At 67.7% G+C, this 23,315-nt stretch carries 20 protein-coding genes; 9 read left to right on the top strand and 11 right to left on the bottom strand.

The genetic code is table 11. The features are described from left to right. Positions 1–305: 305 nt before the first annotated feature. From AC1HFH_RS12990 to AC1HFH_RS12975, 4 genes are all read right to left on the bottom strand, one after another. Positions 306–1,511 carry a CaiB/BaiF CoA transferase family protein gene (locus AC1HFH_RS12990; RefSeq protein ID WP_480243015.1) on the bottom strand — a complete coding sequence of 402 codons (1,206 nt, stop codon included), beginning with the start codon at positions 1,509–1,511 and terminating at the stop codon, positions 306–308. A 203-nt stretch (positions 1,512–1,714) separates the two neighbouring features. Beyond that, positions 1,715–3,682 (bottom strand): hydantoinase B/oxoprolinase family protein, encoded by a 1,968-nt coding sequence (locus AC1HFH_RS12985; protein WP_480243014.1) that lies wholly within the window; start codon positions 3,680–3,682, stop codon positions 1,715–1,717. Next, positions 3,679–5,739: a hydantoinase/oxoprolinase family protein gene (locus tag AC1HFH_RS12980; protein ID WP_480243013.1), complete on the bottom strand. Its 2,061-nt coding sequence runs from the start codon at positions 5,737–5,739 to the stop codon at positions 3,679–3,681. Before AC1HFH_RS12980 ends, AC1HFH_RS12985 begins: the two co-directional genes overlap by 4 nt. Positions 5,740–5,779: 40 nt before the next feature. After that, positions 5,780–6,004, bottom strand: coding sequence for a hypothetical protein (locus AC1HFH_RS12975; protein ID WP_480243012.1), 225 nt, complete (start codon positions 6,002–6,004; stop codon positions 5,780–5,782). 298 nt (positions 6,005–6,302) lie between these two features. Here AC1HFH_RS12975 and AC1HFH_RS12970 point away from each other — a divergent pair, with 298 nt between their 5' ends. Beyond that, the gene (locus AC1HFH_RS12970; protein WP_480243011.1) at positions 6,303–6,944 is read left to right on the top strand and encodes a TetR/AcrR family transcriptional regulator; all 642 of its coding nucleotides are present in this window, start codon (positions 6,303–6,305) and stop codon (positions 6,942–6,944) included. Here AC1HFH_RS12970 and AC1HFH_RS12965 read toward each other — a convergent pair. Genes AC1HFH_RS12965 through AC1HFH_RS12955 form a run of 3 tightly spaced genes read right to left on the bottom strand, consistent with a single transcriptional unit; the run spans position 6,929 to position 11,092 of the window. Then, on the bottom strand, positions 6,929–8,689 hold the full coding sequence (locus AC1HFH_RS12965; RefSeq protein ID WP_480243010.1) for a class I adenylate-forming enzyme family protein: 1,761 nt from the start codon (positions 8,687–8,689) through the stop codon (positions 6,929–6,931). The two genes, AC1HFH_RS12970 and AC1HFH_RS12965, sit on opposite strands and share 16 nt — an antisense overlap. Then, positions 8,686–9,564, bottom strand: coding sequence for an SDR family NAD(P)-dependent oxidoreductase (locus AC1HFH_RS12960; protein WP_480243009.1), 879 nt, complete (start codon positions 9,562–9,564; stop codon positions 8,686–8,688). The genes AC1HFH_RS12965 and AC1HFH_RS12960 overlap by 4 nt, the downstream gene beginning before the upstream one ends. 52 nt (positions 9,565–9,616) lie before the next feature. Continuing rightward, positions 9,617–11,092 (bottom strand): aldehyde dehydrogenase family protein, encoded by a 1,476-nt coding sequence (locus AC1HFH_RS12955; RefSeq protein WP_480243008.1) that lies wholly within the window; start codon positions 11,090–11,092, stop codon positions 9,617–9,619. 270 nt (positions 11,093–11,362) lie between these two features. On the opposite strand from AC1HFH_RS12955, the gene AC1HFH_RS12950 reads away from it, so the two are divergent. The 5 genes from AC1HFH_RS12950 to AC1HFH_RS12930 all read left to right on the top strand — a co-directional run bounded on the left by AC1HFH_RS12950 (position 11,363) and on the right by AC1HFH_RS12930 (position 16,149). Next, on the top strand, positions 11,363–11,989 hold the full coding sequence (locus AC1HFH_RS12950) for a GntR family transcriptional regulator (protein ID WP_480243007.1): 627 nt from the start codon (positions 11,363–11,365) through the stop codon (positions 11,987–11,989). 86 nt (positions 11,990–12,075) lie between these two features. Next, complete coding sequence (locus tag AC1HFH_RS12945) at positions 12,076–13,236, top strand: acyl-CoA dehydrogenase family protein (protein WP_480243006.1); 1,161 nt, start codon at positions 12,076–12,078, stop codon at positions 13,234–13,236. A gap of 32 nt (positions 13,237–13,268) precedes the next feature. Next, on the top strand, positions 13,269–14,483 hold the full coding sequence (locus AC1HFH_RS12940; RefSeq protein WP_480243005.1) for an acetyl-CoA C-acetyltransferase: 1,215 nt from the start codon (positions 13,269–13,271) through the stop codon (positions 14,481–14,483). Further along, complete coding sequence (locus tag AC1HFH_RS12935) at positions 14,480–14,932, top strand: MaoC family dehydratase (RefSeq protein WP_480243004.1); 453 nt, start codon at positions 14,480–14,482, stop codon at positions 14,930–14,932. Before AC1HFH_RS12940 ends, AC1HFH_RS12935 begins: the two co-directional genes overlap by 4 nt. Before the next feature lie 20 nt (positions 14,933–14,952). Further along, positions 14,953–16,149 carry an acyl-CoA dehydrogenase family protein gene (locus tag AC1HFH_RS12930; RefSeq protein ID WP_480243003.1) on the top strand — a complete coding sequence of 399 codons (1,197 nt, stop codon included), beginning with the start codon at positions 14,953–14,955 and terminating at the stop codon, positions 16,147–16,149. A 155-nt stretch (positions 16,150–16,304) separates the two neighbouring features. Here the strand turns inward: AC1HFH_RS12930 and AC1HFH_RS12925 are convergent, their stop codons facing one another. The 4 genes from AC1HFH_RS12925 to AC1HFH_RS12910 all read right to left on the bottom strand — a co-directional run bounded on the left by AC1HFH_RS12925 (position 16,305) and on the right by AC1HFH_RS12910 (position 19,077). Then, positions 16,305–16,586, bottom strand: a complete 282-nt coding sequence (locus tag AC1HFH_RS12925) for an AMP-binding enzyme (RefSeq protein WP_480243002.1) — start codon at positions 16,584–16,586, stop codon at positions 16,305–16,307. A 279-nt stretch (positions 16,587–16,865) separates the two neighbouring features. Further along, the gene (locus AC1HFH_RS12920; protein WP_480243001.1) at positions 16,866–17,213 is read right to left on the bottom strand and encodes a hypothetical protein; all 348 of its coding nucleotides are present in this window, start codon (positions 17,211–17,213) and stop codon (positions 16,866–16,868) included. A gap of 83 nt (positions 17,214–17,296) precedes the next feature. Then, positions 17,297–17,776 carry a MaoC family dehydratase gene (locus AC1HFH_RS12915; RefSeq protein WP_480243000.1) on the bottom strand — a complete coding sequence of 160 codons (480 nt, stop codon included), beginning with the start codon at positions 17,774–17,776 and terminating at the stop codon, positions 17,297–17,299. A 104-nt stretch (positions 17,777–17,880) separates the two neighbouring features. Continuing rightward, positions 17,881–19,077, bottom strand: a complete 1,197-nt coding sequence (locus AC1HFH_RS12910) for a CaiB/BaiF CoA transferase family protein (protein ID WP_480247841.1) — start codon at positions 19,075–19,077, stop codon at positions 17,881–17,883. A gap of 58 nt (positions 19,078–19,135) precedes the next feature. Here AC1HFH_RS12910 and AC1HFH_RS12905 point away from each other — a divergent pair, with 58 nt between their 5' ends. The 3 genes from AC1HFH_RS12905 (at position 19,136) to AC1HFH_RS12895 (ending at position 23,236) form a co-directional block, all read left to right on the top strand. Continuing rightward, a complete protein-coding gene (locus tag AC1HFH_RS12905; RefSeq protein WP_480242999.1) occupies positions 19,136–21,190 on the top strand; it encodes an acetate--CoA ligase family protein in 2,055 nt (684 codons plus the stop codon). Between the two features lie 23 nt (positions 21,191–21,213). Continuing rightward, entirely contained in the window at positions 21,214–22,038 is an 825-nt protein-coding gene (locus tag AC1HFH_RS12900; protein WP_480242998.1) for an acyl-CoA thioesterase domain-containing protein, read from the top strand. A gap of 100 nt (positions 22,039–22,138) precedes the next feature. Next, a complete protein-coding gene (locus AC1HFH_RS12895) occupies positions 22,139–23,236 on the top strand; it encodes a lactonase family protein (RefSeq protein ID WP_480242997.1) in 1,098 nt (365 codons plus the stop codon). Positions 23,237–23,315: the final 79 nt, after the last annotated feature.

The following is a 23,315-nucleotide window of genomic DNA, read 5'->3' as shown; positions in this document are numbered from 1 at the left end:
GCGTTCGAGCACGGGCAACGCGGCGCGGCCCAAGCTGTCGTTGAGGCCTGGCGGTTGTCTGCGTGGAAACACGACATCGTCGCGGATCCCGTGGAGACGCGAGCGCCGCCACGCCGTCGCGATATCACTTTGGAACGAGGACTTTTCCACACTGGGCGTAGTACTGGGCACGCGACACCACCTTGTCTCGCGGACTCCGGACGCGCGTCGTGCGGTGGCGGCCCGGAGTGTCGAACTGGATCAATCGGAAGCCTCCGGTGCTGCGGACCGCACCTCACACTCCGGAGAACAACTGCCGGCGGGCGTCAGATGACGCGTTTGACCTTCAGCGCCTCGAGCTCGTCGTCGCCGAGACCGAGCAGTTCGCGATACACCTCGTCATTGTGGGTGCCGAGCTCGGCGGCGGGCCGGTCGAGCCCGACCTGCGATCTGGACATGTGGATGGGAATCCCGCCCGCGACGGCGTCGATCCGGCCAACCCGAGGATGTTCGAGCTGTTGCAGCGCACCGCGTTCGAACAAGGCGGGGTCCGACAGCGCCTCGAGCGCGGTGCGCACCGGAACACACGGCACTCCCCGCCGCACATTCAGTTCGTCGATGACCTCTTCGGTACTGTGCTGCACCGTCCAGGCTTCGAGAAGTGCATTGAGTGCGTCGGCGTTGACCGCACGTGGCCCACGTCCGGAAAACCGCTCGTCCTCGATGAGTTCGGGAGTCCCGATGGCCTCGAAGATCGATCGCATCCAGGCGTCACTGGCCGCGGCGATCGACACGTGCCCGTCGCTGGTCGGATAGATGCCGAACGGCGCCAACCGGTTGTGATGGTTACCCGACCGGGCCGGAAAACCGTGGCGCTGCAGAACATCCGGATGCTCGAACGGCAACAGCGAGGTCAGGCACTCCAGCATCGAGACCTGCACGTGCTGCCCCTCCCCCGTGACCGCGCGCTGCAACAGAGCCGATTGCAGACCGATGACCGCGTACAGCGGAGCCAGCATGTCGGAAATGGCGACGCCGGTACGGACCGGCGGGCCGTCAGCGAACCCGGTGGTGTCCATCAGTCCACTGAGCGCCTGGACGGTGATGTCCATGGCCTTGACTCCGGGGAACAGGCTCGGCGCGCCCAGGCCGTTGACCGAGCAGTAGACGATGCGGGGGTTCACGGCCCGGATCGACTCGTAGTCCACCCCCAGCCGCCGCACGGTGCCGTCGCTGAGGTTCTCGAACACCACGTCGGCGTCCTGGGCCAGCCGATGGAACAGCGCCCGCCCCTCGTCCGTCTTCAGATCCAGGGTGATCGACTTCTTCGCGCGGGCACGGGCCAGGATCGACAGCGAGACATCGCCTTCGGACAGTGCGCCGAAGTGGATCCCGTCCGGCCCGTGGAACGGCGGGTTGAACCGGGCGATGTCGCCGCCGTCCGGCGATTCGATCTTGATGACTTCGGCACCCAGGCCGGCCAGCAGCAACGTGCCGTACGGACCCGCCAGCGCCACTGTCAGGTCCAGCACACGCACACCCGCCAGTGGTTGCGTGTGCGGTGTTGTCGATTCGGTCAAAACGTCGCACTCCCGTTCCTGAGCCGCTGCGGCCTGCACCGCAGTGTCGAGCACAATATATCATACGTAAAGTGTCGCAGCCCACAATCGGAGTGCACAGTTCATGGAGGTGCCCCGTGCCGCACCCCAGGTGGGTGCGGCATGGGACAGTGAACTCAGCGGTGTGCCGCGCGGAGCGCCTCGGTGCCAGCGATGTCGACGCGCAGGCCTTCGGGGTCGCCGTGTGGATCACCGATCACCACCACCCCGAAGTCACGGGCTGCGCCCTCGATGGTGACGTACTCATCGCGCACATCCCGTTTGACCATGTCGGGGTCGCGGGCGAACGGATCCCCCCACCCGCCGCCTCCGTTGGTCAGATAGCGCCAGGTCGCGCCAGTTGCCGTCGACCAGATCGGGTTTCGGCCGTAATAGAAGAACTCGCCGCCGGGATCGGGCATCTGCGTCTGGGCGTCCAGGGTGCCCGCCACCGCGACCGATCCGGCATAGGCCGAGGGCCCGAATCCGATCAGAGCCTGCGGTCCGGTGACCTCGGCGCCGTCCTGGCCGAAGATCCACACGCCCCCGAGCGCACCGTCGCGACCGCCGTGCACCCCCACCCCGCTGGCCTCACGGAATCGCAGCGGGACGGTCTGATGCTGCCCGGGCCTGGTGTACTGGATGTCTTTCACGATCGCGGCGCCACCACGCGCGACACCGGGCCCCGCGGTGTCGGCGACGAATTCGCGCCGCATGATTCGCAGCGGAAAGTCCGCTTCCAGCGACTCCGTGGACGGCGACATCAGATTGAAGATGTAGGCGCACGAACACCCGTCGCCGTCACCCTCCTTCGAGCCGCCGCGCGGCCCGTGTTCACCGCCGGCCATCGCCGAACAGAACCAGGGCGTGCCGTCGGGTCCGACGCCGTTGGCATTGTGGACATAGGCGGCACCGAAGTCGCCGCCGATCGCGTCCACGCCGAGGACAGGCCCGAGGACCCGCAGCAGGATGGTGACGATCAACGACTGCACCTCGTAGTAGCAGAACACCGCGCCGTCCGGCGGCAGCGCGCTGGTGAGCGACCCCGGTGGAACCAGGATGTCGAAGTCGCGGAAGGTGCCCGAGGTGAACTCGCTGTCGGGCGAGAGCACCATCTTCAGACCCACGCCCACCGCCGTCTTCACGTCCAGGGCACCGGCGTTGATACACGTCCGCGCCTGCCGGGACGACCCGCTGAAGTCGACCTCGACCGCACTCCCCCGCTTGCGCAGGTTCAGCCGGACGACATATTCCTCGACCTCGTCGACCCCGTCGGCGTCCAGGCGCCCCGATCCGCCGTAGTCACCGTCCGGCAGCGCCGCGAACGCGCTGCGCATCCGTTCGGCCGAGGCGTCGCAGGCGTAGCGCATGCTGCCCAGATAGGCCTGGATGCCGTAGCGGTCGATGGTTTCGCGGATCAGTCGTTCGCCGAGCGTGCAGCACCCGTGGATGGTCTTGAAGTCGGGCAGCATCAGTTCGCCGAGCCGGACGTTGTCGAAGATCAGCGAGAAGGTCTCGCGCACCGGCTCACCCGCGTGGTAGAGCAGACGCGGGCTGATGACGATGCCGTCCTCGTAGATGTTGTGCTTCATGGCCGAGAAGCCACCGGGGAAGATGCCGCCCGCGTCGAGCTGATGGGCGCGCAGGGCCATGAAGCCGACGATCTTCTCGTCGTGGAACACCGGGCGGACGAAAAGTACGTCGTTGTAATGATTTCCGACACGGTAGACGTCGTTGCAGACCAACAGGTCGCCGGGCACCAGCCGCTCGGGACCGTATTCCTCGACTGTCACGCGCACCGCGTCGGACATGGTGCCGAGGAAGACCGACAGCCCGTTGGTGACCGCGCTCATGGCGTAGTCCTGCTCGGGCGGTGCGCAGATGCAGGCGGCGAAGTCGTAGCACAGGGCGATGATCGGCGAGAATGCCCGGTGCAGCAGACCGGTGGTGACGTGCTGCACCGAGTAGCGCAGCCGATTGGCCACCACGCCGGCGGTGAAGCGGTCGCAGTCGTAGCGGGTCGTGAACTCCTCGTCGGTCAGATCCCGCAGCAGGGTCGGTGCCGGATCGAACCCGGCGGTGACGGCGAGTGTGGGGGTGCTCATGATCGGTTCTCCTCGGAGCGAGTGATGACGATTTCGCCGACGCTGCCGACCCGGGCGGTCTGGCCTGCCAGGACGAAGGTCGTCGACAGCGGTTCACGGATCACGGCGGGCCCGGTGATCACGTCGTCGAGTAGCAATCGCTCGCGCTCGTATTCGTCGGCGACGATGTCTTTTTCCTCGAGATGGCGCAGCGTGACGGTGCCGGTCGGGACCGGGCGCTGCCCCTCGGGCCGCCGGGCCGGGCGCGGGTATTCGACCTTGACCGTCGGGACGACGGCGGTGAGCCGATAGGTCACGCCCTGGACCGGCATTGCCTCGAACCGGTTGCCCGAGCGCTTCTCGTACCCGTCGTGGAAGTTGGTGATCATCTGCGCGATCGCCTCGGCGGTGATCGGACCGCCGGGCACCTCGACGAACGGCGTCTCCCAGACCTGCCCCATGAGCTGGCCGTCGAAGGTGCGCACGAAGGTGACCGCGTCGGCGTCGGCGCCGAGTTCGCGGCGCATCTCGTCTTCCATCTCGCGGTAGACGGTGTCGATCTCGTCGGCCGCCTCCAGCGACAGAATCGTGTACGAGGTGCGGCTGTCGGCGTGGACCTGGTCGGCGCTGACCAGGCCGAGCGCCGAGAACAGGCCGGGATACGGCGGCACGATGACCGATTTGAGGTTGATCAGGTCCAGCAGGGCGGGCAGCATCATCGAACCCGCCGCGCCGAAGGAGACCATCGCGTAGTCGCGCGGGTCGATGCCGTCCTTGATGATGACGTCGAGGATGCCCTCGGCAACATTGTTGACGGCCATCCGGTAGGCGAAGCGCACCCGTTCCGACAGTGTGGCCTTGGTATCGAGCCGGGCGAAGGCCGCCTCGGACAGCGCCGGGTCCAGAGTCGAGCGTCCGGCCGCGAAACGCGTGCCGTCGAGGATGCCGATCAGCAGGAAGGTGTCGGTGGTGGTGGGCACCGCGCCGCCGCGGCCGTAGCAAGCCGGGCCGGGGTCGGCGCCCGCGCTTTCGGGACCGACCTGGATCTCGCCGGTCGGGGTGATGCTCACGATACTGCCGCCGCCGGCCCCGACGCTGACGATCTCGTTGGACAGGGTGTTGACCAGCAGATCGTGTTCGAGTTCGAAGGTGGTGTTGACGAAGGGATCGCCGCCGGTGACGAGGCTGATGTCGGCCGAGGTCCCACCGATGTCCACACACAGCAGATTGGGCTCGTCGATCATCGCGCCCAAGCGGGCGCACGCGACCGTTCCCGCGGCGGGGCCGGAGAACACGATGCGAGACGGCCGTTCGAGGGCGACGTCGATCGGGGCCAGCGTTGCGGCGCAGTCGGCGAAGTTGAGGTCTCCGGTGAAACCCATTGCGGTGAGCCCGGATTCGAGCTTCTCCGCGTACGGCCCGTAGATCTTCTTCATCAGGACATCGACCACGGTGGTCGAGGCACGCGGATACTCGCGAGCCAGCGGCGACACCTCGCTCGAGATCGAGCAGGCGATATCCCCCAGTACTTCGCGGACCAGCTCGCGCAATTGTCGTTCGTGGGCGCCGTCGACGTAGGAGTTGAGCAGGCAGATGGCCACGCCCTCGATGCCGCACCCGGCGAGGACGCGCAACTCGGCGCGCGCCTGCTCGGCGTCCAGCGGAATCACCACCGACCCGTCGGCGCCGATCCGTTCGAGGATGCCGCGACGCAGGTAGCGCGGCACGATCGGCGCGGTGACGTCGCCGAAGCTACGCCGCCAGCGTGGGTCGGTGTTGGCGTGGGCGGGGCGCTGCGCGCGGGCCATATCGAGGATGTCGCGGTGCCCCTCGGTCGTCAGGAAGGCGACCTTGGGCAAGCGGCGGGTGATGATCGCATTGAGCCCGTGCGTGCTGGCGTGGTTAAAGACCGATGCGTCAGTGACGCCGACCTCGGCGGCGCCCTCCAGGACGGCTCGGTCGCTCTCGACGACGTTCGTGGCGACCTTGACCGTCTCGATCCGGCCGTCCTTCACCGACACGATGTCGGTGAAGGTTCCGCCGACGTCGACGCCGATCATGCCTGATGTGTTCGGCACTGCTTCGTTCCCTTCGTCTTGCGTGGTGTGCGGCGTCCGGCTAAAGCCGGTCGGCCAGCAGTTCGATCGGCCCGAGCTTCGGACCGGGGTCGCGGCGCAGGGAGTACAGGCAGTTCGCGCACTTCACGACGTCGAACCAGCCGCCTTCGGACAGCACCGGGTATTTCTGCACCTGCTCGGCGGCGCAGCGCGGGCACGGGCCGGGCACGTTCTCGCGCGGCACCGACAGCGTCGGCTCGCTCGGCCGGGGATGGGCGATGGTCATGATTTCTCCTCTACGTCGTTGTGGAAGAACCGCGGCGCCGGCCACGGCGTCGGAAGCCGGGGTACCGCGAAGCACTCGGGGATACGAACCGAGGCAAGAATCTAATTGGTTGTTGAAAAAATATAACGCATTTCACATGTGCGCAAGGCCACAGAAGGTTTATTTTCACTGCGATCTGTGCTGGGAAAACCTAATCGCCCCGCCATGAAGTCGACACAGCCGCAGCGGCGCTGAGCGGCCTAGCATACGATGTATTCTTTGTTCTGTTAGAAATACCCACAGACGGGAACGAGGACAGATGGCACGGCCGAGTACCTCCTCCGCACGAGCCGCGGGCGGGTTGAGCAAGTCGGCGGCCACGCGCCGCCGGGTCATCGACGCCGCTGCCCGGCTGCTGGTGACCCACGGATACAGCGGGACCCGCTTGTCGGATGTGGCCGACGAGGCCGGTTTGCAGGCGGGCAGCCTCTATTACCACTTCAGTTCCAAAGAGGACCTGATCGAGGAGGTCTTGCGCTACGGCATTCAGTACACCCACGGCCAGGTCCGCGTGGTGGTCGACCAACTGCCACCGACGGCTACCGCCGGTCAGCGGCTCGCCGCGGCGGTAGACGGGTTCGTCGCGGCGATCCTGGAACTCGGGTACATGTCGCCGGCCTACATCCGCAGCTACCGGCAGCTACCGGCCGAGATCCAGGACCGCCTGCGACCGATCCGTCAGTCTTTCGGCCGGTTGTGGGAGGAACTCGTCGACGCGGCGGTCGATTCCGGGGAGTTGCGGGCCGATATCGATTCCTATGTGCTGCAACTGTTCATCGTCCACACCCTCGAGCAGGTACCCGAATGGCCGGAGAAAGCCCGGCGGTCGGCCGACGATGTCGGAGCGACCATGCGGGCGCTCCTGTTCCGCGGAGTCGGCGGCAGCTATCCGCCCTCGTGAAAACTCAGCTTCGCCACGGTCGTCAGCCCGCTGCCCGGTTCGAGAAGTCGCTGCGCGATCGGGACGAGCCGAAATTTCTGGATCTTGCCGGTACTGGTCTGCGGGATGTCCTCGACCCGGGTGATGAACACGTGCCGTGGCACCTTGAACCTGGCCAGCCCCGCCCGGCACACCGCGACGAGGTCGTCGGGATCGAGGGTGACGCCCGGATCGGGAACTACGAAGGCACATCCCGATTCGCCCCAGAGCTCGTCGGGCACGCCGACCACATACGCCTGACTCACCCCCGGCTGGCGGGTGAGCAGATCCTCGACCTCCTTCGGCATCACGAGCTCGCCACCGCTCTTGTACAGGTCCTTGGACCGGCCGGTGATCACCAGGGAACCGTCGGGCAGGAACCGGCCGACGTCACCGGAACGGAGCCAACCGTCGCGCAGGACCGCGGCGGTGTCTTCGGGCCGGTTCCAGTAGCCCAGCATCGTCGACGGACCACGGGAGACGAGCTCTCCTTCTTGCCCGTCCGATACTTCCTCCCCGGTGACCGGGTCCAGCACTCGATACTCCGCCACGGCACCACCGACTTCCGGAAGCCCCGCCGCCCCACTGGGTTTGGGTCGGCCGACGGTCCTGGTCAGCACCGAAACCGGTTCCTCTGGCAGGGTCATCACGGTGGCACCGATCTCGGTCATACCGTAGGCGGTGGTCAGTTCGGTGACGCCGAGGACTTCGCCGATCCGATCCCACAACCAGCTCGGTGCCACCGCCGATCCCGAGAGCATGCGCTCGAGCGAGGTCAGGTCGAAGCGGTCCCGCTCCGGATGCTGCACCAGGGCGACACTCATGGTGGGCACGCCGAGCAGGTCGGTGACACGATGCTGCTCGATCGCGGCGAAGTACTCCAGGGGTTCGAACTTCGGCTGCGGCAGGATCGCGCCCCCGACGAACAGTGCGGCCTGGATGGCGTGCTCGTAGGCGAACAGGTGATAGCAGGGCAAGGCGAAGACCACCCGGTTGCCGTCGGGCAGCGCGCGACAATAGGCCGACCCGTAGGAGGTGCGTTGCAGCGCGTCGTGGGTGAGCAGCACGCCCTTGGGGCTGCCGGTGGTGCCCGAGGTGTAGAGGATGTCGGAAGGGTCGTCCGGGCTCCGCAGTCCGCCGGGGGCGAGCCCGACGTTCTCCTCACCGAGTCGCTCGAGATCGCGCAGGTCCGCGACACCGTCGCGGATCGTCCCACCGCCCGAGGGGTCGACGGTGACGACCTGTTCCAGGGCGCCGATCGCCGGTCGGCGGGTACGATCCCATCCGGGCGCCAGGTCGTCGAGCATGGCCAGGTAGTCCATGTCGCGAAAGCCGGTCATGGTGATCAGGAACCGGCAACTCGACTGGGTGAGAACGTAACCCAGCTCATCGGTGCGATACAGGTAGTTCAGAGGTACGGCCACCGCGCCCACCCGAGCGATCGCCAGCTTCAGCGGCGTGTACTCGGGGAAATTCGCCATGATCAGGCCGACGTGGTCGCCGGGCCGCACACCGAGCGCGGCCAGGCCGTCCGCGAGGCGCCGTGCGCGCCGCTGCACGTCCCGGTAGCTCAGGACGAGATCGCCGGCGATGATGTACGGCCGGTCCGGAAAGCGTTCGACGGCGTGATCGAACTGCTGGTCCAGTGTCCGGGGCACCCAGGGGGCGAACTCCGCCTCGAGCGCCGCGCGACGATGCGCGGGGGATGCTGTGTGCGCAGTGGTCATCGCGCGCCTTCCGCGAGTACCTCGACCTTGCGGTGGATGGTCGACCGGGCACCGGTACTCCCCCGGTTCACGCCGACCAGGCCGCGCAGGGCCGGGTTGTTGTTCACCAGGTCGCCGAGCTGTGGCCCTGCCGCCATCATGCCACCGTCGACGGTGATCACCTCACCCGTGATGAACGCAGCGTCGGCGCTGGCCAGGAAGGACACCACCGCGGCGACATGGTCGGCGCCGCCGGCGTAGGGCAGCGGCTGGATGGTGCCGAGCACGGGGGCCAGGTCCTCGGGTGTCATCCCGATCAGCGGAGTGGTGATGATGCCGGGCGATACCGCGTTGACCCGAATTCGATCGGGCGCGAATTCGAGCGAGGCCATCCGGGTCAGATGCTCGACACCGGCCTTGGCCACCGAATACGCCTGGACCCCGATCCCCGCGGCCTGGGCGCCGATCGATCCGAAGTTCACGATCGCGCCACCGGTGCCCTGTTCGCGCATGACCCGGGCCACGTGTTTGATGCCGAGGAACACACTGCGCAGGACGACATCGAAGGTGTAGTCCCAGTCTCCGACCTCGATCTCGGTCAGTGGACCGAACGCGCCGCCGACACCAGCCGCGTTGACCAGGACGTCGATCTTCCCGAACGCGCGCTGTGCTTCGTGGACCGCCGCTTCGAAATCGGATTCTTGACTCACGTCGGTGCGGACGAAGCGCACGCGATCGCCCGCGCCCTGTGCGGTGAATTCCTCGACGGCGCGCTGGGCGACCTCTTCGTTGAGGTCGGCGATCACCACGGTGTAGCCGCGATCGAGGAAACGGGCCACGCTCGCCCGGCCCATGCCGCTCGCTCCGCCGGTGACGAGGGCGGTCTGCTGTGTCATCGTTGACTCCTTGTTTTCTCTTCTGCTGGAAGACTTCTCGACTACCGGCTGATCAGCCGAGCAGGACTTGTTTGGTCGCGGCGAACTCCCTGATCCCCTCCGGCCCGCATTCCCGACCCCAACCAGACCGCTTGACCCCGCCGAACGGCGCCGCCATGGTCGGTCCGAAGGTGTTGAGCGCGACCGACCCGGCGCGCAGTCGGCGCGCGACCTCGAGACCCCGGGCGCGATCGGCGGTGAAGACGCTCGCCGCCAGCCCGTATCCGGTGTCGTTGGCGAGGTGGATCGCCTGCTCGAGGTCGTCATAGGGCAGGACTACCGTGACCGGCCCGAACACCTCTTCCTGCGCTATCCGGTCCCGTGGGTCCACCCCGGTCAGCAGCGTGGGCTCGTAGAACCAGCCGGTCGGCTGCGACGCGGGCCGCTGTCCGCCACAGACGATCTCGGCGCCCACCGCGACAGCGTTCTCGACCATCTCGACGGTCCGGTCGTAGGCGGCCCGGGTGGCCAGGGGGCCGTGGTCGGTATCCGGCGCGTTGGGGTCGCCGATGCGCATCCCGCGGTAGGCCCCGGCCAGTGCCGCCACGACCTCGTCGTGCCTGGACGCGGGAACGACGATGCGAGAAAGCGCCGCACACACCTGACCCGCCCCGCTCATCGCGCCCGCGACCAGTGCCCGCAGGGAGCTACCGAGGTCGACGTCGCCTAGCAGTACCGCGGGCGATTTCCCGCCGAGCTCGAAAACAGTGCGGGGCAGATTCTGCGCGGTCTGCCGCAGAATCTCGGCCGCACCGCGCGGTCCCCCGGTGAACGAGATCATCTCCACGCGCGGGTCACCGACCAGGTGGGCCGAGACGTCCACGCCGGCTGCAAGAATGCTCAGGACACCCGGCGGAAAGCCCGCGGCCACAGCGCATCCCGAGATCACCCGCATGGTCAGCGCGGATTCCGGTGCGGCCTTCACGACCACCGTGGAACCCGCCAGCAGCGCGGGGATCACCTTGCATCCCAGGGTGGGCAGGGGTCCGTTGTACGGCATCACCGCCACCACCGGTCCCACGGCCTCGTACTCGATCGAGACCGGTCCCACCGGAGTCTGCCTGGCCTGTGGTGTGAGAGCGGACTCGGCGGCGTCGAGCGCCGTGCGCCAGGCGGTGACGGCGGCGTATTTGTGCAACGTGCGGCCCCAGCGCACCGGCATCCCGGATTCCACCGCCCAGAGCCCGGTCAGCTCGTCGAGACGCTGCTCGAGCAGGTCCGCGAATCGGGCCACCACCTCGACGCGGCGACGCACCGGCAGGCGGGGCCACTCCGCCGCGAAAGCCTCCGTGGCCGCAGAAACGGCATCCTCGGCATCGGCCTTCGTGGGTAGAACAACCTCGGCGACCGGCTGCTCGGTCGCCGGCGAGATCACCGGCGACCACCGGCCGCCGCGAGACGGTCGCCAGGACCCGCCGATCAGCACTGCGTCCGGTCGTGGGATCGGGAAGCCGACCCCGTCACCGGCTGCGATGGTCTTCGTTGTCATGTGACTCCTCGCCTGCGTACGGCCGGAGGCCGCCTAGGGCAGATGGGCGGCAAGATCAGTTTTCTAACTGATCACCGACTGTTCTGATGATTGTGAGCTGCGGAGATGTGGAGCGCTCCGTGCGATAAAGCGACCTTAACCTAATTACTCGTAGATTTTAAGAGCTTCGCACACATAGAATCGGATATATTAAGCATTCAGCGTGGCGCGACGAGTAGGGAGACTCAGGTGGACCGATGGCTCGACTTCCCGCCGGACAGGCGGAATCAGTTGCTCCTCGACGAGGTCGCCGCCTACGTCCGGGAGCTGATCATGTCGGGCCGGATCACCGGCGGCGAGCACATCCGGCCCGAGCCCATTGCGGAGATGCTCGGGGTGAGCAATACCCCGGTGCGCGAAGCCCTGCTGACCCTGCGCGGCGAGGGCCTCATCGAACTCGTCCCCCGGCGCGGCTTTCTCGTGGCACCGGTCTCACGCGACGATGTGCGCGATCTGTTCTGGTCCCAAGCACTGTTCGCCTCGGAACTCGCAGCCAGAGCCGCGCGCACGATCGGCCGCGAGCAACTAGCCGAGCTCCTGAAGGTCAACGAGGAGTTCGAGCGAGCGGCGACAGACGGCGACACCCGGGCGGTGGCCGAGCTGGGCCACCAATTCCATCGCGTCATCAATCTCGCCGCCGCATCGCACCAGCTGACAGTGCTGCTCGACAGTGTCGTCAAACGCCTGCCCAACAGGTTCTACGCATCGATGGAAGCCCACGTCGCCACCTCACGCGACGACCACCGTGAGCTGGTACAAGCATTGACCGCTCGCGACGCCGACGCCGCCAGATCCATCACCCAGCGCCACATCCTCGACAACGCGGACGCCGTCGTCGGGGCACTCGGCCTGCACTAGGCTCCAGACATTATATATAATGTTGCATAAATGGTGCGGGAGTTGGTATTGGACTCCACTCCCCGAGACTCGAAGAATTGGTGACCATGAGCAGCACAGTCGACGCCGAGGATTTCGCGGACATCCTCGCCCAGGTCAAGCAGTTCGTCCGTACCGCCGTGGTGCCCCGGGAGACCGAGATCATGGCCGCCAACCGGATGCCCGACGACATCCGCGACGCCGCCGCCCAGATGGGTCTGTTCGGGTACGCCATCCCGCAGGAGTGGGGCGGTCTGGGCCTGAACCTGTCCCAGGACGTCGAGCTGGCGATGGAGTTCGGCTACACCACCCTCGCCCTGCGGTCGATGTTCGGCACCAACAACGGCATCGCCGGGCAGGTGCTGGTCAACTACGGTACCGACGAGCAGCGCAAACAGTGGCTCGAGCGGATCGCAACCGGCGAAGTCGTGGCTTCTTTCGCTCTCACCGAACCCGGTGCCGGATCCAACCCAGCGGGTCTGCGCACGCGGGCCCGCCGTGACGGTGACGACTGGATCATCGACGGGCAGAAGCGCTTCATCACCAATGCACCGGTCGCGGACCTGTTCGTCACCTTCGCCCGCACCCGAGAACCCGTCAAGGGCGACCCGGGCATCGCGGTGTTCCTCATCCCGGCCGACACTGCCGGTGTGAGCGTCGGTCCGAAGGACGCGAAGATGGGCCAGGAGGGCGCGTGGACCGCCGACGTCCACTTCGACGGTGTGCGCGTACCGGATTCGGCGCTCGTCGGTGGCGCCGAGGATGTGGGCTACAAGGCCGCGATGGTCTCGCTGGTGCGCGGTCGCGTGCACATCGCCGCGCTGGCGGTTGGGCAAGCCCAGCGTGCCCTCGACGAATCGGTGGCCTACGCCGCGGTGAACACCCAGGGCGGCATGCCCATCGGTGACCACCAGCTAGTGCAGGCCATGCTGGCCGAGCAGTTCGCCGGCGTCTCCGCGGGCCGCGCGCTCGTGCGCGACGCCGCCGCCAAGTACGTTTCCGGCGAGGACCGCCGATTGGCGCCCTCGGCAGCCAAGCTCTACTGCACCGAGATGGCCGGTCAGGTGGCCGATCTGGCGGTCCAGGTACACGGCGGCACCGGATACATGCGCGAAGTGCCGGTCGAGCGGATCTACCGCGATGTGCGGCTGCTGCGCCTCTACGAGGGCACCAGCGAGATCCAGAAGCTCATCATCGGCACCAACCTGCTGCGCGATCAGCGTGCCTGACCCGGCCCACTCCCCCGAAAGGTATCGCCGACATGCGTGATGTCGTCATCTGCGAACCCGTTCGCACCCCGATCGGCCGCTTCGGCGGCGCGCTGCAGTCGCTCACCACCGCCGAGCTCGGCGCCGTGGCACTGCGCGGCCTGCTCGACCGCACGGGACTCGACCCGCAGGAGATCGGCGATGTCATCGTCGGCAACTGCTACCCCAGCAGCGAGGCCCCCGCCCTGGGCCGGGTGATCGCGCTGGACGCGGGCCTGCCGGTCACCGTGCCCGGCATGCAGGTCGACCGGCGCTGCGGTTCGGGCCTGCACGCGGTGCTACAGGGCGCCATGCAGGTGAGCCTGGGCGTCACCGACCTCGTCGTCACCGGCGGCGCCGAGAGCATGAGCAATGTGCCCTTCTACACCACCGAGATGCGCTGGGGCGTCAAAGGCTCGGGGGTGCAGCTGCACGACGGGCTGGTCCGGGGCCGGGTGACCGCAGGAGGCAAGGACTACCCGGTCGCCGGTGGCATGCTCGAGACCGCCGAGAACCTGCGCCGCACCTACAGCATCAGCCGCGAGGAGCAGGACCAGCTGGCCGTCACCTCGCACCAGCGCGCCGTGGCCGCGCAGCGCTCCGGAATATTCGCCGAGGAGATCGTGCCGGTGACGGTCACCTCCCGCAAGGGCGATACCGTCGTCGACACCGACGAGCATCCGCGCACCGACGCCACCCTCGAATCCCTGGCCGCGCTGCGCCCGGTACTGAGCAAGCAGGACCCCGAGGCCACAGTCACCGCGGGTAATGCCAGCGGGCAAAACGACGCGGCCTCGATGTGCGTGGTCACCTCACGCGAGCACGCCGAGAAGCTGGGCCTGCGCCCGCTGGTCCGGCTGGTGTCGTGGGCGGTCGCCGGCGTCGCCCCGAACATCATGGGGATCGGCCCAGTGCCCTCCACCGAGGCCGCGCTGGCCAAGGCCGACCTGAAACTCACCGATATCGACCTCATCGAACTCAACGAAGCCTTCGCGGCCCAGGCACTGGCCTGCACCCGCGAATGGGGTTTCGGTGAGGCCGATTTCGAGCGGCTCAACGTGCACGGATCCGGGATCTCGCTCGGCCATCCGGTCGGTGCCACCGGTACCCGCATCCTGACCACGCTGGCCAGGGAGATGCAGCGGCGCGAGGCGCGCTACGGCCTGGAGACCATGTGTATCGGCGGTGGCCAGGGCCTGACCGCGATCTTCGAACGGGTCACCGCATGACGGTGTTCACCTCCGCCGAGCAGCTCTCGGTCGCCGTCGGTGCGAAACTCGGTCCCACACCGTGGTTCCCGGTGGAACAGGCCCGCGTCGACGGGTTCGCCGATGTCACCGAGGATCACCAGTGGGTCCACGTCGACACCGAACGCGCCGCCGCCGGTCCGTTCGGTGGCACCATCTCGCACGGGCTGCTGACTCTGTCGCTGGTCCCGCGCTTCGGCGCGCTGCTGTTCCGCGTCGAATTCGGCAGCGCGCGCATCAACTACGGACTCGACAAGGTCCGCTTTCCCAGTCCGGTGCCGGTGGGTGCGCGCCTGCGCGCCCACGCCGAGTTCCTGGCATTCGAATCCGCGTCCCGGGGTGATCTGCTGACCACCCGCTACACGATCGAGATCGAACATGCCACGAAACCCGCCTGCGTCGCCGAGACGCTGACCCTGCTCCTGCCCTGACCCCCGAGGGAGAACGACCAGTGACCCGCCTCGCCCAGACCGCCGGCCTCACCGATGTGCAGACCGAGATTCTGCGCACTGTCCGCGATTTCGTGAACAAGGAGATCATCCCGCACGCCCAGCACCTCGAGCACGACGACACCTACCCCCAAGACATCGTCGACGGTATGAAGGAGATGGGCCTGTTCGGACTCATGATCCCCGAGGAGTACGGGGGTCTGGGCGAGTCACTGCTCACCTACGCGCTGGTCGTGGAGGAGATCGCGCGCGGCTGGATGAGCGTGTCCGGCGTGATCAACACCCACTTCATCGTCGCCTACATGCTGCGCCAGCACGGCACCGCCGAGCAGAAACAGCACTACCTGCCGAAGATGGCCACCGGCGAGATCCGTGGCGCGTTCTCCATGTCCGAACCCGACCTGGGTTCGGATGTGGCCGCGATCAAGACCAGGGCGCGGCGCGACGGCGACGAATACGTCGTCGACGGATCGAAGATGTGGCTCACCAACGGTGGTTCGTCGACCTTGATCGCCCTGCTGGCCAAGACCGACGAGGGCGCCGACACCCCCTATCGCAACCTCACGACCTTCCTGGTCGACAAGCCCGCCGGCTTCGGTGAGGTGCGGGCCGGACTGACCATTCCCGGCAAGATCGACAAGATGGGCTACAAGGGTGTCGACACCACCGAAGCGGTGTTCGACGGCATGCGCATCGGCGCCGACCAGATCCTCGGCGGTGCTCCGGGTCGCGGTTTCGCCCACATGATGGACGGCGTCGAGGTCGGCCGGGTGAACGTCTCGGCCCGCGCCTGCGGTATCGCCATCCGTGCCTTCGAGCTCGCGGTGGAATACGCCCAGCAGCGCAAGACCTTCGGCAAGCCCATCGCCGAGCATCAGGCCATCGCCTTCAAACTCGCCGAGATGGGCACCAAGGTCGAGGCCGCCCACTTGATGATGGTCAATGCCGCCCGGCTCAAGGACGCAGGGCAGCGCAACGATGTCGAAGCGGGCATGGCCAAGCTGCTCGCCTCGGAGTTCTGCGCCGAGGTCACCCAGGACGCGTTCCGTATCCACGGCGGCTACGGCTACTCCAAGGAGTACGAGATCGAACGCCTCATGCGCGAGGCTCCCTTCCTGCTCATCGGCGAGGGCACCAGCGAGATCCAGAAGACCATCATCAGCCGCGGGTTGCTGCGCGAGTACAAGTCGCGCGGCTGACCGCGCCGTCGGGCCAGGCCCGTGCCACCAGCGATTCCGGTGGCACGGGCCTTGTCGTGTGCGATGGGCATCCGGCAGTCATGGGCAGCGTTGAGCCCCCTGCCGGAATCCGGCAGGGGGCTCAACGCTGGTTCGGCCGCGTACGCGGCTGGGCGTCACATGTCCGACGAAGGGATCGCCTCGATCGGAGTGGCCGGGTCCAGCGACGACAGATCGCCCTGGGCCTGGCCCAGGTGCTGCGACCGGATGGCCCAGCGCATGATCTTGCCGTTCTTGGTTTTGGGCAGGGTGTTCACGACATGCACCGTAGGGGCGAACGATCGGCCGACATTGACGACGGCGGCCGCGAACAGGTCGTCGTATTCCGTACCGGTGCAGGCCTTGTCGCGCACCACGATGAACGCGACCACGCGCTGGCCCCGCTGCTCGTCGGGCACCCCGACAACCGCGGCCTCGACGATCCGAGAATCGGTCAGCAGCGCGCCTCGAGTTCGGCCGGACCCACCCGGCGTCCCGAGACCTTGCTGGTGTCGTCCTAACGTCCGTGCACGTGCCAGGTGCCCGCGGAGTCCACACTGGCCAGGTCGCCGTGTACCCAGAGACCTTCCCAACGGCTGCCAGAAGGCGTGGGTCATGCCGGGGAAGGTGTTGCCCACAACCAGTTCGCCGACTTCACCGACGACCGGCCTGCCAGCCCCCGTCGCACACCGCGACGTTCACACCGGGTAACGGGCCGTTGAACGAAGCGGGTTCCATGGGCAGGAACGGATAGTGATCAGCAACCCGCCGCCGGCCTCGATCCCACCGGTGTAGTTGACGATCGGACACCGTTTCCCGCCCACGGTCTCGAACAGCCATCGCCAGGTAGGTTCGTCCCAGGCCTCGCCGGTCGAAGCGAACCTCCGCCGGCTTTCGCCCCCCGTGGGGGCCGCGCCGCCGGAGGCCGCCATCACCAGCCGCGCCGCGGTGGAGGCGATGCCCTGCAGCGTCACCTGGTTGCGTTCCACGAGCTCCCACAGCCGGTTCGCGTCGGGATGGTCGGGCACGCCCTCGGTGAACACCACCGTCGACCCCAGTTCAGTTGCAGACCCGCGACGATGAGCAGTGAAGCATCGGCGGCTCCTCTCTGCAGTAGGGGTCCGCCGGATCAGGACTCTGCGGCGACCGCCTGCGCCACGGTGGAGCGCTTGAGCATCAGGCCCGCCCTCGTACACTCGCACACGACCTCATCGCGCTGATTGATGCCCTGGTGCAGGAACGTCACGATGCCGGAATCGTCACGACTCTTGGACTCGCGCTTGGCGACGATCTCGGTGCGCACCCGGATGGTGTCGCCGTGGAACACTGGCTTCGGAAATCGCACGTTCTCATAGCCGAGATTGCCCAGGGTGGTGCCCTGGGTGGTCTCCGGCACCGTGATCCCCGACACCAGGCCCAGAATGAACAAACTGTTCACCAGACGCTGACCATAGACCGAGTTCTTCGAGTACTCCGCATCCAGATGCAACGGCGCCAGATTCAGCGTCATCACACTGAACAGAGTGTTGTCCGCCTCGGTGACGGTACGACGGGTCGGGTGCTCGATCACCAGACCCGGCTCGAACTCCTCGAAATACAGACCGGCCATGGGTTCTCTCCTTACCTGTGCGGCGCCCGCAACGACGAGCGCCTCGATTGCGCATGATGTTGTGACTGTGATCGCGATCCGGCGGAGCGGAATCGAGCCGATGATCAGCCCTGCACGACGGCACCCGAACCGGTCAGCCGATCGATCTCGTCCGCACCGAAACCCCAGTCCCGCAACGCTTCCGCGGTGTGCTGGCCAGGGCGCGCGGCAGGTCCTTGGATGCGCGCCTGCGTCCGTTCGAAACGCGGAGCGGGCGCGGCCTGCAGGATGCCGTCGTTGGGAACGAACAGGTCGCGGGCCACATTGTGTTCGTGCTCGCGGGCTTCATCGAGCGTCAGCACGGGCGCGAAGCAAGTCTCGAGCGGGGCCATCAGCTTCACCCACTCGTCGCGGGTCCGGGTCCTGAACACCTGCGCGAAGCGCTCTCGCACGACGGGCCAGGACCCGCGATCCCCTTGCTCGGGAAGTTCGTCCGACGACAGGCCGAGCGCATCGACCAAGACCCGGTAGAAGCGCGGTTCATTGGCTGCGACGGCGACGTAGCGCCCGTCGGAGGTCTCGTAGGTGCCGTAGAACGGCGCGCCACCGTCGTGCCGGTTCGACTCGCGCTGCTCGGTCCACTGACCCAGCTGGCGCAGTCCGTGGACCATCGCGCCGAGTAGGGTGGCACCGTCGAGCATGGCGGCGTCCACGACCTGACCCCGGCCCGAACGCTGCGCTTCGAGGTAGCCGCACACGACGCCGAAGGCGAGCATCAGACCGCCGCCACCGAAGTCCCCGACGAGGTTCAGCGGGGGAAGCGGCCTGCCGCCGGCCGGACCGATGGTGTGCAGCAGACCGGTCAGAGCCAGATAGTTGATGTCGTGGCCGGGAACCTGAGCCAACGGTCCGTCCTGACCCCAACCGGTGATACGACCGTAGACCAGCCGCGGGTTTCGGGCCAGCGCCTGCGCCGGACCGATTCCGAGCCGCTCGGCGACGCCGGGACGGAACCCCTCGATGAGGATGTCGGCCCGTTCGGCGAGGGCCAGCACGACCTCGGGACCGCCCTCGGCCTTGAGATCGACGCCGACCGAGCGCCTGCCACGCTTGGTGACCGTCTCGAAGGACACCGCCTCGGGCCGGTAGGAGCGCACATCGTCGGCCCGGTCGAGCCGGATCACCTCGGCCCCCATGTCGCTGAGCATCATGGCACACCAGGGCCCTGGCCCGATCGACGCCACCTCCACGACCTTCACTCCCACGAGCGGACCGCTCATCCGATGCCTCCGTTTGTTCCGCTTGCCTTCAACATAATACATAATGTTTAAAGTTGGGACCGGGATGCGATACTGAACATCCAGCCGAAGGAGATAATTCATGCTGCTCCCCTACGACACCCTGTCGCGCTGCCTGGCCGAGGCAGGTGTCCCGCTGGTGCGCGAACGCCTGGTCACCACCGCGTCCGCCGCGGTGACGGCCGCCGAGGAGTTCGGTGTCCCTGTGGTACTCAAGCTGGTCAGCCCGGCCCTGGTGCACAAAGCCGACGTCGGTGCGGTCGTGCTCGATCTCGTCGGCGCCGAGGCCACCCGCGCGGCCGCCGAGCGCCTGACGGAGCTCGCCGCCGAGTTGTCACTGGAATCAGCGGGTTGGCAGATCCTCGTGCAGGAGATGGTGCGCGACGGCGGCGCGGAGGTGTTCGTCGGCATCAAACGAGACGAGACCTTCGGCCACGTGATCGTCGTGGGCGCGGGCGGAAGCCTGGTCGAACTGCTGCCCGATCGTGCCCTCGCACGCTGCCCGGTCGACGTCGATCAGGCCACCGCGCTGCTGCGTTCCATCCCGATGGGCACGGTACTGGGCGGCTACCGGGGCCAGCGTGATGTCGTCGACGAGGTCGCCGCCGTGATCGCGGCAGCCTCCCAGCTGCCGACCGTTCGGCCCGATCTGCTCGAAGCGGATCTGAACCCGGTCGTGGTGACGTCGTCCGGACCGATCGTCGTGGACGCCCGTCTGGCCGTCGCGGACCCGGCCGTGGTCGCGATGGACCCCACTCCCCTGCCCGCCCCGGTCGACCTGGGCGCGCTGCTGGAGCCGTCCTCGGTGCTGGTGGTGGGCGCGAGCGCCGGGGGCGCGGTGCTCCCGGGCAACCTGGTGCTGCGCTACCTGCGCGCACATGGCTATACCGGGCAGGTCGTGGTTTCCCATCCCACGGCAACGGAGATCGACGGCTACCCCGCAGTCGCCCGGATCACCGATCTCGAACACGGTGCCATCGACCTGGTGTGTGTGGCAGTCCCCGCCGCGTCGTGCACCGAGGTCCTCGACGATTGCGGCCGCATCGGTGTTCCTGCCGCTGTCGTGCTGAGTTCGGGATTCTCCGAGGTCGGCAACGACGGACTCGAAGGTCAGCTCGCCGCCGTCGCGAACAAGCACGGCATCGCCTTGTGCGGACCCAATACGGTCGGGCTGATGAGCCCGGGCAGCCGGGTACACGTGTGCTTCAGCCAGGCTCAATCGATGACGACCATCCCCACCGGCCGGGTGGCCCTCGTCGCACAGAGCGGCGCCCTCGGCGGCAGCCTCGCCTCGCAGGCGTGGGAACGCGGCATCGGCATCAGCCGCTTCGTCAGCGTCGGCAATCAGGCTGCGCTCGGCACCAGTGACTATCTGCGCTACCTCGCGGGCGATCCGCAGACCGACACTGTTGCGGTGGTTCTCGAGGGTGTCGGCGACGGCGCTGCACTGCTCGACGCGGTCGAGGCGGTGACCGCCGCGGGCAAGCGGGTGTTTGTGCTCAAGGTCGGCCGTACGGAAGCGGGTGCGCGCGCGGTGCAGTCGCACACCGGCAGCGTGGCCGGCGACTACACCGTGTACCGCGCACTGCTCGCCGGTGCGGGTGCCGTTCCCGTCGATACCATCACCGAACTGCTCGACGCGCTGGCGCTGCGCGACGCCGGACACCGGCTGCCACCGTCGGCGCGGATCGGCATCGTCTCCACCTCCGGCGGGGCCTGCTCGATGATCGCCGATCTGTGCGACCAGTACGGATTCGCGGTGCCGACTTTCTCCGCGGACCTGCGCGCACAGCTCGGCGACATCCTGCCGTCCTTCGCCGCCATCGCCAATCCCGTCGATGTCACCGGCCGCGTGGCCACCGAACCGGCGATCTACGGTCGCGCCCTGGCCGCCATCCTGGCCTCGGCGGAAGTCGACGCCGCTGCCGTGCTGGTAACCACCGTGGCCGACCCGATGGCCGAGGAGATCGCCCGCGAAGTCGCCCGCCAGGTCGCCGCGACCGACAAGCCGGTCATCGTCTCGTGGACCATCGCCGGCGAACTGGCCCCCCGGGGACTCGGCCTGCTGCGCGAGGCCGGTATTCCGGTGTTCGACGATCCGGCCCGTGCCATCCATGCCGCCCATCTGGCGAAATAGCCCCACTCTCCGAGAGGATTACGATGCGCCAGACCGCATTCTTCGCCACCGACCCGGCGTTTCCCGAGCTCCTCGTCCCACTGCCCGCCGCGGGCAGCGGATGGGCGAGCGGGCAGATGCGTGGCATGGCCATCAGCGCCGTGCTCGCCCGCGCGGTCGAGCACCAGGTGGCCGAGCGTGGCCAGGGCGAGCTCCGGCCCAGCCGCTGGACGCTCGATCTCTTCCGCCCGGTCGCCATGGCACCGTGCACCGTGCGGACCGAGGTCGTGCGCTCGGGACGGCGGCTGTGCCTGGTGGACGCGTGGCTGGATCAAGACGGGAGGGCAGTGGCCGCGGCCCGCGGGCTGTTCCTCGCACCCGGCACGAGCCCGTCGGGCCGGTGCTGGTCGACTGCAGGCGCACCACCCCCGCCACCGCGCACCTGGCCCCTCGATCCGGTGTCGAACCGCCTGTACTACAGCGGTGACGCCGGCTGGGATGCCGACGCCACACAGCATCACAACGGCAGCCGCAACCGGATCTGGCACCGGCCCGTAGCCGTCCTCGCCGGTGAGGAGCCGACACCGTTCCAGTTCGCCTGCGCCGTGGCCGATGTGTCGAATGTGGTCGCCAATCTCGGCAGCTCGGGCCTGGAGTACATCAACGCCGACGTCACCGTGGCCCTGGTCCGGTTGCCCTACGGCGATGAGATGGGAATGTCGGCGACCGACCGCCACGAACGCGACGGCATCTCGATCGGCACCGCGACCCTCTACGACCGAAACGGCGCCTTCGGTAGCGCCACCGTCGCCGCACTGACAGCGCCGCTGTCGGCAGACCTGGCGGCGGCGAACGTCCTGACACGGTGACGGGCATCCGAGTGTCCGAAAACGTGGACATTTCCCCGCGTCGGCGAACTCTATGTTTCGTGACAACAGCGGCATTCGACCAGAACGGACAGCACCAACGATGACGGAGAAGCACACTCCCCTCGATCGCCTCTACGTGGTGGCACAGAGCGGCGGCATCGCCGCCTTCGACCGGTTCGCTGACGGTTCGCTCGAACCACTGACCGGGTCGCCCTTTCCGACCGGGGCGGGTACCTTCTGCGTCACCGCGAGTCCCGACCGGCGCCGCCTCTATGTGGCGGCGGGCATGGGGCTCGGCACGCCGTTCAGCATCCGCCAGACCTTCTCCCCGGAGCTGATCACCTTCGACATCCGCGAGGACGGCACGCTCCACCGGGCCGCCTCGCTGCCGCTGCCGCGGCTGTCGACCCCCGTGTCATTGGTCGTGTCGAAGGACGGACGCAATCTCTACCTCGGTGTGGGCCGTGGGCCCGCCGGGTTCTTCGGCGGCGGCGTGGCGCACTTCCGCCTGGACGAGGACGGTGTTCCCACCCAGGGCGGCGATCCGGTCCGCCTGGGCCGATTCGTCGACGGTGCGGCGCAACCGATCATCTCTCCCGACGGACGGAGCCTGTACGTGGCCAGCGCCATCGCCAAGGCCGTGGTGCGCCTGGAGATCCGCCCCGACGGCAGCCTGTCCGAGCCGGTGGCACGCACACTGTCGACCGGCGTCTTCCCGATCACTCCGGTGTTCTCCCCGGACGGGCAGTACTTCTATGTCGCCAACGAGCACTCGCAGTCGATCACCGGCTTCCGGGTCGGCGACGACGCCTCCCTCACCGAACTGCCCGGCTCCCCCTATCCGACCGGGAAGATCCCACACAACCCCGTGTTCAGCAAGGACGGCCGTTTCGTCTACTTCGCGAACACGTTCTCCGACAACATCACCGGCTACGAAGTCCAGGCGAACGGCGATCTCGTTCCGGTGCCGGGCTCTCCGTTCGCCACGCCGGTCGGGCCGGCCACCGTCACCCGGTCCACCGACGGCACCTGGCTGTACCTGGTCTCGTCCCCGATCTTCAAAGCGGGTTCCCACGTCGTGGTCACCGGCTACCGCATCCAGGACGACGGCTCGTTGTCGCCATCGGGGCACGAGCCCGCCCCGACCGGTCTGCAATTCGCCGACGGCCCCAGCGCCATCGCGCTCCCTGTCGGCTGACCGGACGCAGATCGACGACAGCCCCGGAGCATTCCGCTCCGGGCTGTCGTCTATTCGGGCGTCACCGCCGGCGAGGCCG

The organism is Nocardia sp. KT25-26, from assembly GCF_056627695.1.
The sequence above is the reverse complement of the archived record's forward strand: the minus strand, read 5'-3'. Positions and strand labels throughout refer to the sequence as shown.